General features: G+C 57.5%; 11 protein-coding genes and 3 tRNA genes. 10 read left to right on the top strand and 4 right to left on the bottom strand.

What is annotated here, in order from left to right; translation table 11 throughout:
* Positions 1-30: 30 nt before the first annotated feature.
* Complete coding sequence (locus tag FZE95_RS14880; protein WP_150301653.1) at positions 31-1,416, bottom strand: NAD(P)-binding domain-containing protein; 1,386 nt, start codon at positions 1,414-1,416, stop codon at positions 31-33.
* A gap of 580 nt (positions 1,417-1,996) precedes the next feature.
* On the opposite strand from FZE95_RS14880, the gene FZE95_RS14875 reads away from it, so the two are divergent.
* The 3 genes from FZE95_RS14875 to FZE95_RS14865 are packed head-to-tail and all read left to right on the top strand — an operon-like array spanning position 1,997 to position 4,912.
* Positions 1,997-2,263 carry a DUF4212 domain-containing protein gene (locus tag FZE95_RS14875; protein WP_150301652.1) on the top strand — a complete coding sequence of 89 codons (267 nt, stop codon included), beginning with the start codon at positions 1,997-1,999 and terminating at the stop codon, positions 2,261-2,263.
* A gap of 16 nt (positions 2,264-2,279) precedes the next feature.
* Positions 2,280-4,049, top strand: coding sequence for a sodium:solute symporter family protein (locus tag FZE95_RS14870; RefSeq protein ID WP_150301651.1), 1,770 nt, complete (start codon positions 2,280-2,282; stop codon positions 4,047-4,049).
* Between the two features lie 32 nt (positions 4,050-4,081).
* Positions 4,082-4,912, top strand: a complete 831-nt coding sequence (locus tag FZE95_RS14865; protein ID WP_223825082.1) for a GNAT family N-acetyltransferase — start codon at positions 4,082-4,084, stop codon at positions 4,910-4,912.
* Between the two features lie 35 nt (positions 4,913-4,947).
* On the opposite strand, the gene FZE95_RS14860 is transcribed toward FZE95_RS14865, so the two are convergent.
* From FZE95_RS14860 to FZE95_RS14850, 3 genes are all read right to left on the bottom strand, one after another.
* On the bottom strand, positions 4,948-6,159 hold the full coding sequence (locus FZE95_RS14860) for an OmpP1/FadL family transporter (RefSeq protein WP_150301650.1): 1,212 nt from the start codon (positions 6,157-6,159) through the stop codon (positions 4,948-4,950).
* A gap of 288 nt (positions 6,160-6,447) precedes the next feature.
* Positions 6,448-7,164 (bottom strand): 3'-5' exonuclease, encoded by a 717-nt coding sequence (locus FZE95_RS14855; protein WP_150301649.1) that lies wholly within the window; start codon positions 7,162-7,164, stop codon positions 6,448-6,450.
* The gene (locus tag FZE95_RS14850; RefSeq protein ID WP_150301675.1) at positions 7,161-9,095 is read right to left on the bottom strand and encodes a putative nucleotidyltransferase substrate binding domain-containing protein; all 1,935 of its coding nucleotides are present in this window, start codon (positions 9,093-9,095) and stop codon (positions 7,161-7,163) included. Before FZE95_RS14850 ends, FZE95_RS14855 begins: the two co-directional genes overlap by 4 nt.
* Positions 9,096-9,255: 160 nt before the next feature.
* On the opposite strand from FZE95_RS14850, the gene FZE95_RS14845 reads away from it, so the two are divergent.
* From FZE95_RS14845 to FZE95_RS14815, 7 genes are all read left to right on the top strand, one after another.
* A complete protein-coding gene (locus tag FZE95_RS14845; protein WP_150301648.1) occupies positions 9,256-11,163 on the top strand; it encodes a propionyl-CoA synthetase in 1,908 nt (635 codons plus the stop codon).
* A 188-nt stretch (positions 11,164-11,351) separates the two neighbouring features.
* Entirely contained in the window at positions 11,352-11,996 is a 645-nt protein-coding gene (gene uvrY, locus FZE95_RS14840) for a UvrY/SirA/GacA family response regulator transcription factor (RefSeq protein WP_150301647.1), read from the top strand.
* A gap of 5 nt (positions 11,997-12,001) precedes the next feature.
* Positions 12,002-13,828 (top strand): excinuclease ABC subunit UvrC, encoded by a 1,827-nt coding sequence (uvrC, locus tag FZE95_RS14835; RefSeq protein WP_150301674.1) that lies wholly within the window; start codon positions 12,002-12,004, stop codon positions 13,826-13,828.
* 31 nt (positions 13,829-13,859) lie between these two features.
* Entirely contained in the window at positions 13,860-14,429 is a 570-nt protein-coding gene (gene pgsA / locus FZE95_RS14830; protein ID WP_150301646.1) for a CDP-diacylglycerol--glycerol-3-phosphate 3-phosphatidyltransferase, read from the top strand.
* A gap of 62 nt (positions 14,430-14,491) precedes the next feature.
* A tRNA-Gly gene (locus FZE95_RS14825) sits at positions 14,492-14,567 on the top strand.
* A 43-nt stretch (positions 14,568-14,610) separates the two neighbouring features.
* Positions 14,611-14,684: transfer RNA gene (locus FZE95_RS14820), tRNA-Cys, on the top strand.
* Between the two features lie 33 nt (positions 14,685-14,717).
* Positions 14,718-14,804: transfer RNA gene (locus FZE95_RS14815), tRNA-Leu, on the top strand.
* The last annotated feature ends 253 nt before the right edge of the window (positions 14,805-15,057 follow it).

Raw genomic sequence — 15,057 nt, 5'->3', positions numbered from 1 at the left:
TGGTCAGATAATCAAGTCGCTAGCCTGACCTCAGACTGTTTTGACAGACTCGCGGGTAGAAGACGTGGTGCTGCGTTTTTCCGGTTCCGCAAGATAGGCCTCCAGGGAATCATCCATCGCCTCCAGCCAACGTGTATGGTGCCGCGGCGCCATGGTGCCGGTCATCAGTGAACGGTAGGAGTAGTCACGGAAGGTCATGATGTTCTCGTGCTTGTGCTCCTCCCACACCAGGAAGGTCTTGTTTACACCGTCGATATCAAAGCTCGGGTAGTCAGTCTGGTCGATCAGCGTGCGTACGTAGTCACCCTGGAATTCGATCATGCTTTCGTCGGTATCGAGCGCTTCTTCACGCTCGCGCCACGCCTGACTATCCTGGCGCATCGCCGTCTGATCCGGCAGTGCGATTCGACCGAGGAGAACGTCCCGCACATACCAGGCCTGCGCGTCGAACATATTGAAGGTGTACCACTGATCCTGCATGCCGAGATAGAACAGCTTCGGATTGTTCTCCCATACCACACCCTGGTACAGGTCTAGCGGCCACAGGCGGTTATTGGTCTTCAGTCGCAGCGACTCGTCCAGAAACGGGAAATGGTGCAAATAGCCGGTGCAGAGAACAATTGCATCGATTCGCCTGGATGTTCCGTCCTTGAAGTAAGCGGTATTGCCATCGACTCTGAGCAATAGCGGCTTTTCTTCCCAGTTGTCTGGAAATTCAAAACCCATCGGGCGGGTGCGATAGCTGGTGGTGATGCTACGCGCGCCGTACTTGTAGCACTGTGAACCGATGTCCTCGGCGGAATAGCTGCTGCCTACCAACAGAACGTCCAGGCCGCGAAACTCAAGCGCGTCACGGAAGTCGTGGGCATGCAGTATACGACCGTTGAAACGCTCGAAGCCTTCAAACTCCGGCACGTTGGGTGTGGAAAAATGCCCTGACGCGACAATCACATGATCATAGATTTCGGTTGTCACCACATCGGCTTCGTGGTCATGCGCTACTACTGTGAATTGCTCGGTATCTTCGCTGTAGGTTATCTGGCGAACCGGGCAGTTGAAGCGAATGTATTTGCGCACGTCGGCTTTTTCGACACGCCCCTTGATGTAATCCCACAGCACTTCACGGGGAGGGTAGGAGGCAATGGGCTTGCCGAAGTGTTCTTCGAAGGTGTAATCGGCAAACTCCAGGCATTCCTTCGGTCCGTTTGACCAAAGATAACGGTACATGCTGCCGTGCACGGGTTCACCGTGCTGATCGAGGCCGGTGCGCCAGCTGTAGTTCCATAGTCCGCCCCAGTCAGCCTGTTTTTCATAGCAGACGAGTTCCGGGATCTCGCAGCCTTGTTGCTGGGCTGATTGGAATGCACGCAGTTGAGCGAGCCCGCTTGGGCCGGCACCGATGATGGCGACTCTCATATAAGTTATCTCCTCTAACAATGAAGCGGCTGCTGGTGACTCCTCTGGCGAGGGTTATTATTGTTCTAATTCAGCAGCTTGAAGGTAAAGCATGGTGTGGTCAGAAGCAGCGCTTTAGGCTGGATTGCTTCGTCGTGTAAAGGACTATACAGGAAAAACGACTAAAATGTGACCAGTCATGCCTGGCCATCGTATGGGGCTTTCACGCTGAGCAAGCTGAAGCGGTCGCCAGAAGCCAGTTCGCGGGGGGAGGACATAGCTTCAAACCCCCAGGCGTGAAAGCAGACAATTGGTAGTGGGCAGCAGGGTCAGGCGGCGTGGGTCAGGCCACGCTTTTGTCGATGCATTCGACAAAAAATGACTAAGACATTAGTAGCAGGCAATCTGGCATCACCAGCGTAATATGAGCTGGAGTGGTGAGGGATTTTGCGTAAAAACAGTAATTTATCTATTGTTTATGATAGATCACATAAGGTTTTGTTGGGCGGAGTCCTGATAACTTCCTACGAAAGTCGTAGTCGACGTTTGCCGCTGCGGTGCTAACGTGACTATGCAATAAAAACAACAATTGGAGATGGTTATGTCCTTGTCTAAAGAAGACGCAGCGCGCGGCTATTGGAAGGAGAACCTGCGATTCATGCTCATTCTGCTGGTCATCTGGTTCGCAGTATCCTTCGGCGCCGGCATTCTGTTTGTAGATGAACTGGATACCATCCGGTTTTTCGGTTTCCCGCTAGGATTCTGGTTTGCTCAGCAGGGCTCTATTTATACCTTCGTGGCACTCATCTGGGTTTATGTATGGAAGATGAACCGCCTCGATCGTAAATACGATGTCCACGAAGAATAAAAACAGGAGCCAATGAATGGAAACTCAAACTCTGATCTATCTGGTAGTCGGCGCGACCTTTGCGCTTTATATCGGGATCGCCATATGGTCCCGGGCCGGCAGCACCAGCGAGTACTATGTCGCCAGCAAAGGCGTTCACCCTATTGCAAACGGGATGGCAACGGGCGCGGACTGGATGTCCGCTGCATCCTTCATCTCCATGGCCGGTATTATCTCCTTCACCGGGTACGATGGCAGCGTATACCTGATGGGCTGGACAGGCGGGTATGTTCTGCTCGCCATGTGTCTGGCTCCCTATCTGCGCAAGTTCGGCAAGTTCACCGTCCCCGAGTTCGTTGGCGAGCGTTATTACTCGCAAACGGCACGTGTGGTAGCGGTTATCTGCGTGATTTTTATCTCGTTCACCTATGTGGCCGGTCAGATGCGTGGCGTCGGTATCGTGTTCTCACGCTACCTTGAGGTCGACATCAACGTCGGCGTCATAATCGGCATGGCAATCGTCTTCTTCTATGCCGTACTGGGCGGCATGAAGGGCATCACCTATACCCAAGTGGCGCAGTACTGCGTGATGATGTTCGCCTACATGGTTCCGGCCATCTATATCTCCCTGTTAATTACCGGCAACCCCATCCCACAACTGGGTTTTGGTAGCACGGTAAGCGGCACGGACATGTCGGTCCTGGAGAGGCTCAACGGGCTCGGCACCGAGCTGGGTTTCAATGAATACACTGACGGCACCAAATCAACCATCGATGTGTTCTTTATTACCATGGCGTTGATGGTAGGTACCGCCGGCCTGCCGCACGTAATTGTTCGCTTCTTCACTACTCCAACCGTGCGTGATGCCCGTAAATCAGCGGGTTATGCGTTGTTATTCATTGCGATTCTATACACAACAGCACCAGCAGTAGCGGCTTTCGCGCGTACCAACCTGCTTACCAGCGTCCCGAACACTGCTTACACAGAACTGCCCGAGTGGTTCGAAACCTGGGAAACCGCAGGCCTGGTTGCCTGGCAGGACAAGAACGACGATGGCGTCGTTCAGTACGGCCCTGGCGCTCCCTTCGTTGGTGCTCCGAACTTTGCAGGGGAAACCGGCGAGTACGGCCAGCGTATCGTGACCAACGAGCCTACCCCGGCAGAAACCGAGTTGTATGTGGATCGGGACATCATGGTCCTGGCTAACCCTGAAATCGCCGGGCTGCCTGGTTGGGTCGTAGCCTTGATCGCCGCCGGTGGCCTTGCAGCGGCACTGTCCACGGCGGCGGGTCTGCTGCTGGTGATTTCGACTTCGGTCTCGCATGACCTGCTCAAAAGCAACATGATGCCCAATATCAGTGAGAAGAAAGAACTGTTGGCCGCACGTATTGCCGCGGGGGTGGCAATCCTGATTGCGGGCATCTTCGGTATCTATCCGCCCGCGTTCGTGGCGCAGGTGGTGGCGTTTGCCTTCGGTCTCGCGGCAGCGTCGTTCTTCCCGGTCATCGTCATGGGGATCTTCTCCAAGAAGATGAACAAGGAAGGGGCCATCGCCGGCATGATCGTCGGTTTGACCTTCACCTTCAGCTACATCGTGTTCTTCAAGTTCATCAGCCCTGAAATGGATAATGCGGCGTACTGGTGGTTTGGCATTTCACCAGAAGGCATTGGCACGCTCGGCATGATCTTCAACTTCATTGCTGCAGTAGCCGTCGCTTCATTCACCAAGGCACCGCCGGAGCATATCCAGCACCTGATCGAGGATATTCGTGTACCCCGTGGAGCAGGAGCAGCAGTCGCCCACTAAGGTTCGCATGCAGTAACAAGAAGCCCTCAGCAATGAGGGCTTTTTTGCATCTGGCCGGTATTAAAAATGCTGGCGGTGATTGCTGCACTATTTTTAATCTGCACTATTTTTATAAGAGGAACGTCACCGCTAAACCAGCGATGTTTTCGTTAGCGGTTTATCTTTTAACCGATGCAGGAACGCTGACACCTCTCGCCAGCATACGAGGCATGACCATGCTCGATACCCATTCTTCCCGGCTTCCGGATCAATATGAACTGGACGATTATCAGCAAATGGCTATCGGGCTGCGTCAGTTGCGCTATCCGGACGATATGCCGCTGTTGCGCCGCTGGATGCATTCGGGTCACGTCATTCCTCAGTGGCACCTGAACAAACCCATCAGTGAATTGAATGTCCACTTTGAAAAAATGCTAGCCGATGACCATCAGCGGTTGTATCTGATCGGCGTGAATGGGCAATGGGTGGGCTACACGGAAATATACGAAGCCGCTCGTGACCGGCTTGCCCGGTACTACCCGGCGAACGATGACGATTTCGGCTGGCACCTGCTGATTGGTGAGCTTTCAGCATATGGTAACGGCTACTTGCGACCGATCGTTCGTACGCTATCGCATTTCATATTCGAGCACACGCCAGCGCGCAGAATCGTGGGCGAACCTGATCATAGCGCCAAGGCCTACGAGGTCGTTGCCGAAGGGTTGTGTTACGAACCCGGAGGGCTGATTCATATGCCCGAGAAAATTGCGATGCTGTATTTCTGCGACCGTGACCGGTTTCTGACGGCGAATCCGCGTGAGGCGGCTGAAGTGGATAGGCAGGCTGCAGCGGGGCATTGGTGGAGGAGGGTGGTGGACCAATAGAATTACGCCCCGCAATGCGGGGCGTATTCGGTACATCAGAAGCGGTACGTCACCTGAGTGCTAAGGCCATGGGCCGTGTTGCGATAGCTGGCGTGGTAGTCTCCTTGATGTACTTCGGACTTGTCTTCACGCAGGTAGGCGTAAGCAACATCCACAGTCAGATCATCAGTTGCGTTCCAGCCGGCACCAAGGGACAGGATCTTGCGGTCACCCACCGGGATGCGGACAGTGCGGTCAGCGTCGGTAGTGGGGGATTCATCCAGAGCAAAACCGGTACGCAATACCCACTGCGGGTTCAACTGATAGGCAGCGCCGAAAGCGAAGGACCAGGTGTCGTTCCAGCTGAGTTCTTCCGGGAGGTCAGCAAAACCCTCGTTCTCAACTACGATTTCCTGGAGTTGGCTCCAGCGCGTCCAGGTAGTTCCTGCGTGCAGCGTCCACTGGTCATCCAGCTGGTAAGTAATGGAGGTGTCGACGGATTCGGGTGAAGTGAAGTCTAGAGTCGCATCGTAGCTGCCATTGATCGGAGCGAAAGCGGGTGCACCGGTAATACGGGTACGGCCCTCTAGCTCATACTCGACCTTGGAATGGTAGGTCAGACCCCAAGCCAGTTGGTCAGTAACGTCGACCAAGATGCCGGCGTTGTAGCCATAACCGAAATCATCACCCTTGACATTGACTTCGGCCCCAAATAACTGGTCAGGGTTGCTAGTCAGCTTGCCGTCAATCTTATTGATAGTCGGACCAAAGCCAACCGACACGCGGTCATTGATCTGATAACTCAGAGTCGGCTGCAGGGTAATCACCTGTACCTTGCTGTATAGACCGTGACTGCGCCCGGCGAAGGTGTCTTCATAATCGCTGATCACGCCGAAAGGTGCGTACATGCCCAGGCCGAAATGCATCTTGTCGTTCAAAGGCCGTACGTAGTAACCGAAGGGGATGGCTGCCAGCGGGACCATGTCACCGTCGTTGGTGCCGCGTCCGTTATTTCCGCCACTGATGTCAGTGCTGGCGTCGATTACTGCGAAGCCGCCGCTGACTTCGGCACGGTCCAGCTTGGACATGCCGGCAGGGTTGCCGAACACAGTGCTGGCATCGATGGCTGAGGAAGAACGACCAGCGAAGCCAGTGCCCATGCTGCTGGCGCTTTGTTCGTTGATGGTCAGGCCATTGGCAAGGCTGTGGCTGGAGACGGTGGCGATCGCCACAGCGAGGGTAGTTTTGAACCAGGCAGACTTTTTCATCCGATACTCCGGGATAAATGAAGCCGCGAAAACTACCAAGATTCCCCGCGTTTGACTATAGACCACAGGCGTTTTGTTAACGAACGTGCCGGGATTGGCCGTTATCACGCAGGCTACAGTCGAAACCGTGACCATTCAGTCAGGGCGTGGTTCATGCAGGGCCGGGTTCTATCCCGGCCACGGTGTTTGACGTCCGCCCCGCTGTCGAGATGGAACTCGACACTCCATGGTTAAGCGTCGTTAAGGGGGTTGGCCTTCGTCGGGGCGTCGTTGCCGGGCGTCCCGGGCTTACAGGCCGCCCCTGCGCGCCTGACGCAGATGTCGCCAATGACCGAGCCGCGTATGCAACTGAGCGAGTGTCACGATGCCCTGAGCGCGGGCTTTGCTGAGCAGGATGAGCGCTATTTCAGCCGTGATCATCGCATCCGCGGCCGCATTGTGTCGCTGGCTGTTATTCAGCCCGAAGTAAGCGGCCCAGTCGTCCAGCGAGGCGCGGCTGAGTTCGGCTTCGGGGCAGAGCATGGGTGCCAGCTCGGCTATATCGACAAACTTGTGCCGCAGCTTATGGCCCAGGTCCAGACGCAGGCCGCGGGTCAGCATTCGATGATCGAAGGGGGCATGGTAGGCGAGGAAAACACACTGGCCGGCAAACTCCATGAAATCCAGTAACGTAGTGCCCGCTGCTCCGCCTTGTTCGATTGCGCTGGGCGAGATGCCGTGAATCAGCACCGTCTCGGTCACCTGATGGTTGGGGCGAAACACTGTCCGCTCGAACTGTTCCCCAAAATGGATGGCGCCTTGTTCAATAGCGACTGCACCGATGGACAGAATCAGATCGCGGTGTACGTTCAGTCCGCTGGTCTCCAGATCAAGTACCACCAACCGGGTGTCATGCAAGGGCGTGTCATCGAAGGGCTGCGCGGGGGGCAGGGCGGCACGGCGCTCCAGCTGCTCTTCTGTCAGTTTGGGCGCGCGCAGTCTGGGTAGCCAGGCCAGTGCGTTCATAGCTGATACCTCAGCGCCAGACTGGATTGCAACCGTTTGGCCTGGCGAAAGGATTCGCGCAGGATGCGCCGATCCAGATGATTCAGCGTGTCGGGGTCAATCCGGTTACTGAACCGTTCACCTGCCCGGGCCTGTTTCTGATGTTGCTGCATGCGTATCAGTTGAATGAAGTGATAAGCCTCTTCGTAGGCTCCGGCATCCAGCGGTTCGATAACGCCGGCATCACACAGCTGCCGGAATCGCTCGAGGGTATTGCATTCGCTGATGCCATTGGCAAGCGCCAGCACCCGGGCGCCGTCGACAAAGGGCGTTAAACCCTGGGTTTTCAGATCGAGCGTGTCTTTCTCTGCACCGCTGCGCGCCAGTACGAAGTCGCGAAACCGGCCAATCGGGGGCCGGAACATCAGCGCGTTCTGTGCCATGCGGTTCTGGAACAGCGTGTTGCCTGCCACCTTGTCCAGCACCGCCTCGAACATCCTGTGGGCCCCGGACGCATCCCCCCAGACTACCCGGAAGTCGAAGAAGATCGATGACGACAACAGGTTTTCCGGTGTGGTGGTGCGAATGAATCGATCGAAACGCTCGGCCCATTCTGTGCGCGACAGGCAGAGCTCGGGGTTGTTGGCCATGATCTTGCCCTTGCACAGCGTAAAGCCGCATCTGGCCAGGGCATGGTTGATACGGTCCGCCAGGGGTAACAACTTTGTACGAAACTGCTCGGCCTGGGCGAGGGAATCGGCTTCGAACAGGATGCCGTTGTCCTGATCGGTATGCAGCGTCTGCTCGCTACGGCCCTCGCTGCCAAACACCAGCCAGGTGAAGGGTACAGCGGGATCGCCATGCTGTTCGATGCAAAGCTCGATTACCCGACACACCGTGTGATCGTTCAACAGGGTGATGATCCGCGTAATCTGGGTGGACGACGCGCCGTGCGCCAGCATGCTTTCAGCCAGGCGCCGAATATCCTCGCGCATGGCTTCCAGTGCCTCGACATCAGAGGCCTGACGGATGGTTCGCGCCAGGTGCACCAGATCGACTCGTTGCAGGGAAAACAGATCGCGCTCGGAAAGAACGCCTACCAGCACCTCGTCCCTGACCACGCATACATGAGCGATATGCCGGCTGGTCATGGCGATTGCGGCATCGAATGCGGTGTGGGATGGCGACAGATGAAAAGGGGACCCGGTCATGACCTGGCTGATTGCAGCGTCGAGCCCGATACCGCCGTCTGCGACCATGGCGCGCAGGTCGCGCAGCGTGAATATCCCCTGCGGACGCAACCCTTGGTCGGTAATGATGATGCTACCCACACTGGCCTCGTGCATGCGCTTTACCGCCTCGCGCACCGGCGTATCAGGCTGACAGGTGATTGGGGCACGGGTTGCCAGCGCATCCAGCCGGGTCTCCAGCGAATATTGCTCGCCAAGCTGCTCCGCCGCTTGTGTCTGCGCTTGCTGGTTGACCTGATCAAGCAGGCTGCTCACGCCACGCAGAGCAAAGTCGCGGAATACGGTTGATAGCTTAAACAGCTTGATGAAGTGAACGCGGGGCAGGGTCAGACAAAAGCAGTCTTCGCTGGCGATATGCTCGGTGCGCGTGGCACGTTCGCCCACCAGCGCTGCCAGCGGAAAGCATTCACCCACGCCAATCTCGAAGGTGGTATCAGGTGTTTCCTGGCCGGGTACCAGGCGTTCGCCGCGGATCAGGCCCTGTTTGACAACATAGAAGTCCTGCACCGCCCCTTCCTGCGGCCGGATAATCGACTCGCCCCTGGCATAAAAGCGCAGCTGGCAATGCTCAACCATCCAGGCGAGATGACCGGCTTCCATGGCGTTAAACGGCGGGTAGCTTTGCAGGAAGGTCATGGTGCCATGGACGTTCTGCATGACCGCCGTTTTACCCGCCTGCGAAAAGGCTTCTTCTTTAGTCATCGACATGGCCTGTCATTGTTGTATTGCGAGTCTGCCGCGGGGGCCAACGGGCTCCCATCCGACCTAAGTCTAGGTCTACCTAAGTAGGCACCGACGTAAGTCTAGTTCCCTTTCGAAGCCTGAGGTCTAGTCTTGGGGCCATAAGAAAGAGGACGCCTCCATGACTCAAACTCACAGCTATCAGCACGACTATCGCCAATCAATCGATCAGCCGGAAACCTTCTGGGCGGAACAGGCCACCCGACTGGCGTGGCATACGCCGCCAACGAAAGTCATCAGCCAGAATGAAGAAGGTCATCACCAATGGTTCGCCGACGGCAAGCTCAACACGTCCTGGTTGGCGCTGGACGCACACGTTCAGGCAGGGCGGGGCAGCCAGACGGCGATTATCTACGATTCACCGGTAACCGGCTGCAAACAACAGATCACCTATGACGGCCTGACCGCCAAGGTGGCACGTTGCGCCGGCATGCTCAGAGATTTGGGTGTAGGCAAAGGCGATCGCGTGGTGATCTATATGCCAATGATCCCTGAAGCCGTCATCGCCATGCTGGGCTGCGCGCGCCTGGGTGCGGTCCACTGTGTAGTATTCGGCGGTTTTGCTCCGCATGAGCTTGCGGTCCGGATCGATGACGCCAAGGCAGATATTCTGTTGACCACATCCTGCGGCATCGAGACCGACAGGCTGATCAATTACAAGCCACTGGTAGACGCCGCAATCAGTGAGGCCGCACACCCGGTTCGCCATTGCGTCGTGTTTCAGCGTCCTCAATGCCCCTCAGCGCTGCACCCCGGCCGTGATATCGACTGGAAGCAGGCCATGGATTGTGCGCACCCGGCCGAAGCCGTGCCAGTGGATGCAACCGATCCGCTGTACGTGCTGTATACCTCCGGCACGACCGGTAAGCCCAAGGGTGTGGTGCGTGATCACGGCGGGCATGCCGTGGCGCTGCGCTACAGTATGCAGGCGGTTTACGGCGCGCAGGCAGGCGACGTGTTCTGGGCTGCGTCGGATGTGGGCTGGGTTGTTGGGCATTCCTACATCGTTTACGGTCCCCTGCTGGCAGGCTGCACCACGGTGCTGTACGAAGGCAAACCGGTACGTACTCCGGACGCGGGTCCCTTCTGGCGGATCTGCGCGGAATACGGCGTCAAAACACTCTTCGCTGCGCCGACAGCATTCCGGGCGATCCGCAAGGAAGATCCCGATGCGGAGCTGGCGCGACATTACGATCTGAGCCGTCTGGAGCGCTTGTTCCTGGCCGGGGAAAGGCTTGATCCGCCGACCTGGGACTGGCTGCATGCGCACTTCGGCATTCCGGTAATCGACCACTGGTGGCAAACCGAAACCGGTTGGGCCATCGCGGCGAATCCAGCGGGTTATGAAATTCAGCAGGCCAAACCCGGTTCGGCCACCTGGCCGATGCCGGGCTATCAGCTGGAGATTCTGGATGACGACGGCCAGGCGCTTGAAGCTGGCGTGCAGGGCAATATCTGCCTCAGGCTGCCATTGCCGCCGGGTTGTCTCACAGGCATATGGGGCAATCCCGAGCGCTACCGCGCCGGTTACCTCGAGAAATTCCCCGGCTACTACCAATCCGGTGACGCCGGGTATATCGACCGCGACGGCTACGTCTTCGTCATGGGCCGTACGGACGACATCATTAACGTCGCAGGCCACAGGCTGTCCAGCGGCGAAATGGAAGAAGTGGTCGGTTCCCATTCAGCGGTAGCAGAGTGCGCGGTTATCGGTGTGGCTGACGAGATCAAGGGCGAGCTGCCGCTGGGGTTGGTGGTACTCAAGAACGGCGTAGACATATCCGAGCACGAGCTCAGCGCCGAGTTGCGTACCTTGATCCGCCTGGATATTGGCGCGCTGGCATGTTTTCAGGGCGCGCTGATCGTGCCCCGCCTGCCCAAGACCCGCTCCGGCAAGATTCTGCGCCGGCTTATGCGGCAAATGGCCAATGGCGAGGCGTACAGCATCCCATCGACCATTGATGATCCGGGCTGTCTGGACGAACTGGCTACCAAACTGACCGGCGGCAAACTCGCTGCGACGGGCTAGATCCGCCAATCCTGACCCCTGGCAGGAGAACGAATCCGGCTATCGACGCTTCATTTCCCTTACCGGTCCAGTTTGTTATTGTGGCTGCCAGTGAATAACGGAGCGGGCGCTGCTCGCTCTGCCCCTCGGTCTACCGGAGACCCGGGGGAAGAATACGTCGACCGGATTTCCTGGCAAGAGGGTGGGATTTGATCAAGGTACTCGTGGTTGATGACCATGATCTGGTACGCATGGGCATCAGTCGCATGCTTAGCGATGTGCCGGGCCTCACCGTCGTGGGCGAGGCCGATAGTGGCGAATCCGCCATCGAGCAGGCCCGTGCGCTGAAGCCGGACGTCGTACTGATGGACGTACGCATGCCTGGCATCGGCGGCCTGGAAGCTACCCGCAAACTCATCGTGCAGAACAAGGACCTCAAGATCGTCGCGGTTACCGTGTGCGATGAAGAGCCCTTTCCGACGCGATTGATGCAGGCCGGTGCTACCGGTTATGTGACCAAGGGCGCGGCGCTGGATGAGATGGTCACGGCGATCCGCAAGGTGCACGCGGGCCAGCGTTATATGAGTCCTGATATCGCCCAACTGCTGATCAGCAAGCTCTACGATCCATCCAGCGACTGTCCGTTCGACAGCCTGTCGGAAAGGGAAATGCAGATCGCGCTGATGATCGTTAACTGCGAGAAGGTGCAGAGCATCTCCGACAAACTCTGTCTGAGCCCCAAGACCGTCAATACCTACCGTTACCGCATTTTCGAGAAGCTGGGCATTCACAGCGACGTCGAGCTGGCGCTGCTTGCTGTACGCCACGGCATGATCGAAACCGTACGCTATTGAGCATGATTCACACGGACTTCGATGCGCAGGCCTTTCTGGCTACCGCAAGCAACAAACCCGGCGTTTACCGCATGCTCGACGAGCAGGGCACGCTGCTCTATGTCGGCAAGGCAAAGAATCTCAAGAAGCGTCTGTCGAGCTACTTTCGCAAGACCGGCCTGAGTCCCAAGACCGAGGCACTGGTTGCGCGGATCCGTCAGGTCGACACCACCATCACGGCGAACGAGACCGAGGCGCTACTGCTCGAGCAGAGTCTGATCAAGGCTTCGCGGCCGCCGTACAACATCCTGTTGCGGGACGATAAATCCTATCCCTACGTATTTCTGTCCAGCGAGGATGACTTCCCCCGGCTCGGCCTGCACCGGGGCACCAAAAAAGCCAGGGGCCGCTATTTCGGTCCCTATCCCAGCGCCGGTGCGATTCGCGAAAGCCTCGGCCTGCTGCAGAAGGCCTTCAAGGTCCGCCAGTGTGACGACAGCTATTACCGCAACCGCACCCGGCCCTGTCTGCAGTATCAGATCAAACGCTGCAAGGGCCCGTGCGTGGGGCTGGTCGACAAACTCGAATATGATCAGGATGTCCGCCATTCAGTGATGTTCCTGGAGGGGCGGAGCAATGCACTCGCCGATGAGCTGCACCGCTCGATGGACGCCGCTGCGGAGAACCTGGATTTCGAACGCGCCGCTGAACTGCGTGACCAGATTGCCTTGTTGCGCCGGGTCCAGGATCAGCAGAACGTTGATACCGAACATGGCAATGTCGACGTGGTTGCCGCCTCGGTCTCACCCGGCGGCGCCTGTGTACACGTCATCATGGTGCGCCAGGGCAGGGTGCTGGGCAGCAAGAATCATTTCCCGCGTGTGCCTATCGAGCAAACGCCAGGAGAAGTGCTTGCCGCCTTCCTGCCGCAGTACTACCTGGGCGATGCGGAGCGGGAGCTGCCCCGCGAGATCATCGTCAATGCGACCCATGACGATTTGCCGGTCATTGCTGAGGCGTTGACTGTTGCGCGGGGTTTCGGCGTTGCGATCAGTCACCGTGTGCGGGGGACGCGCAGTCGCTGGCAGAACATGGCCGTCACCAATGCCGACGCAGCGCTGGCCGGCATGCTATCGAACAAGCAGAACATGCAGGCACGCTTCGAGGCACTGCAGGAGGCGCTCAAGCTTGATGAAATGCCGACGCGCCTGGAGTGTTACGACATCAGCCACTCCAGCGGGGAGGCGACTGTCGCGTCCTGCGTGGTGTTCGGGCCAGAAGGCCCGATCAAGAGCGATTACCGGCGCTTCAATATCGAAGGCGTCACTGCCGGCGACGACTACGCCGCCATGCGCCAGGCACTCAGCCGACGGTTCAACAGGCTGAAGGACGGCGAAGGAAAAATGCCGGACATCCTGCTGGTCGACGGCGGGAAAGGGCAGATGAGCATGGCCCTTGAGGTCCTCGGCGAGCTGATGGTGCATGATCTGACTTTGCTCGGCGTGGCCAAGGGTGTGACCCGCAAGGCGGGCATGGAAACCTTGTATCTCAACGATCCGCATAATGAGCTGGTGTTGCCTGGCCATTCGCCGGCGCTGCACCTGATCCAGCAGATCCGCGACGAGGCACACCGGTTCGCGATTACCGGGCACCGTCAACGGCGCAGCAAGGCACGCAACACCTCTACGCTGGAGGGCATCGAGGGTGTCGGGCCCAAGCGCCGCCGTGACCTGCTCAGACACTTCGGTGGTCTGCAGGAACTGAAGCGCGCCAGCGCTATCGAAATCGGCAAGGCGCCCGGTATCAGTAAAAAGTTGGCGGAACAGATTTATGCCGCGCTACATAGTGATTAGAATGCTTGCATAACCCAGTTACCGAGACTTCATGAACATTCCCAACGTTTTAACCCTGATGCGGGTCGGGCTGATCCCGATTTTCATCCTGTTGTATTACCTACCTTACCCCTGGAGCTATCTGGCGGCTTCCGTGGTGTTCACTCTGGCCAGCATCACCGATTGGCTGGACGGCTATCTGGCACGCAAACTCGAGCAGAGCACGCCATTCGGCGCTTTTCTGGATCCCGTCGCAGACAAGCTGATGGTAGCGGTGGCGCTGGTACTGCTGGTGCAAAGCCACGCCAACTTCTGGGTGACTGCCCCGGCCATGGTGATTATCGGGCGCGAAATTGTCATTTCAGCGCTTCGTGAGTGGATGGCCGAACTGGGCGCACGGGCGCAAGTTGCTGTCTCTCAACTGGGGAAATACAAGACGGCCGCCCAGATGGTTGCACTGGTGGTGCTGCTGGCCAATCCGCCGGTCATCACCAACTGGGTGATCCTCGGCTATGTGTTGCTGATGATCTCTGCAGTGCTGACGCTGTGGTCGATGTACGTGTATCTGCGTGCTGCATGGCCGTATATGAGCATGGATAGTGATCAAAAGAACGACAGATAATATTTTCTGAATCAATGACTTGACAGGCCGGCGCAGAAAGATAGAATGAGCGCCGTTCCAAAGCGGGAATAGCTCAGTTGGTAGAGCACGACCTTGCCAAGGTCGGGGTCGCGAGTTCGAGTCTCGTTTCCCGCTCCAGTTTTATGTTGTGTTGGTTTCGCCAATGCAGCACACCCTCAGAGGCCGGGTGGCAGAGTGGTCATGCAGCGGATTGCAAATCCGTCAACGCCGGTTCGATTCCGACCTCGGCCTCCATTATTTAGTACCTGCTGGACTTAGTACCTGCTAGCCCGGATGGCGAAACTGGTAGACGCAAGGGACTTAAAATCCCTCGGAGGCAACTCCGTGCCGGTTCGATTCCGGCTCCGGGCACCATTCCAGTAGCAGCCTCCTATTCCGTCTTATCCGCTGGCTCTTCACCTCTTCGGTTTACCACTTTTTCTGCCCAGTGCTGTCGGTGTCTCATTGTCGTCCGTAACACCGCGACAGCTCTACCCTGCAGGTTTTGCCGCATGCGACAAACGACCGCGGCCTCGAGCCAACTACTTGCACAATGATTTGATATCCATCAAGGGTGAGCTAACTTCCTGCTTGTAGCCTGAACCTGAAGTTCGGAAGAGGGTGATGG

Source organism: Pseudomonas profundi (genome assembly GCF_008638305.1).
Lineage (GTDB): Bacteria > Pseudomonadota > Gammaproteobacteria > Pseudomonadales > Pseudomonadaceae > Halopseudomonas > Halopseudomonas profundi.
Note: the sequence above shows the minus strand (reverse complement) of the source record. Positions and strands in the feature narration are given on the sequence as shown.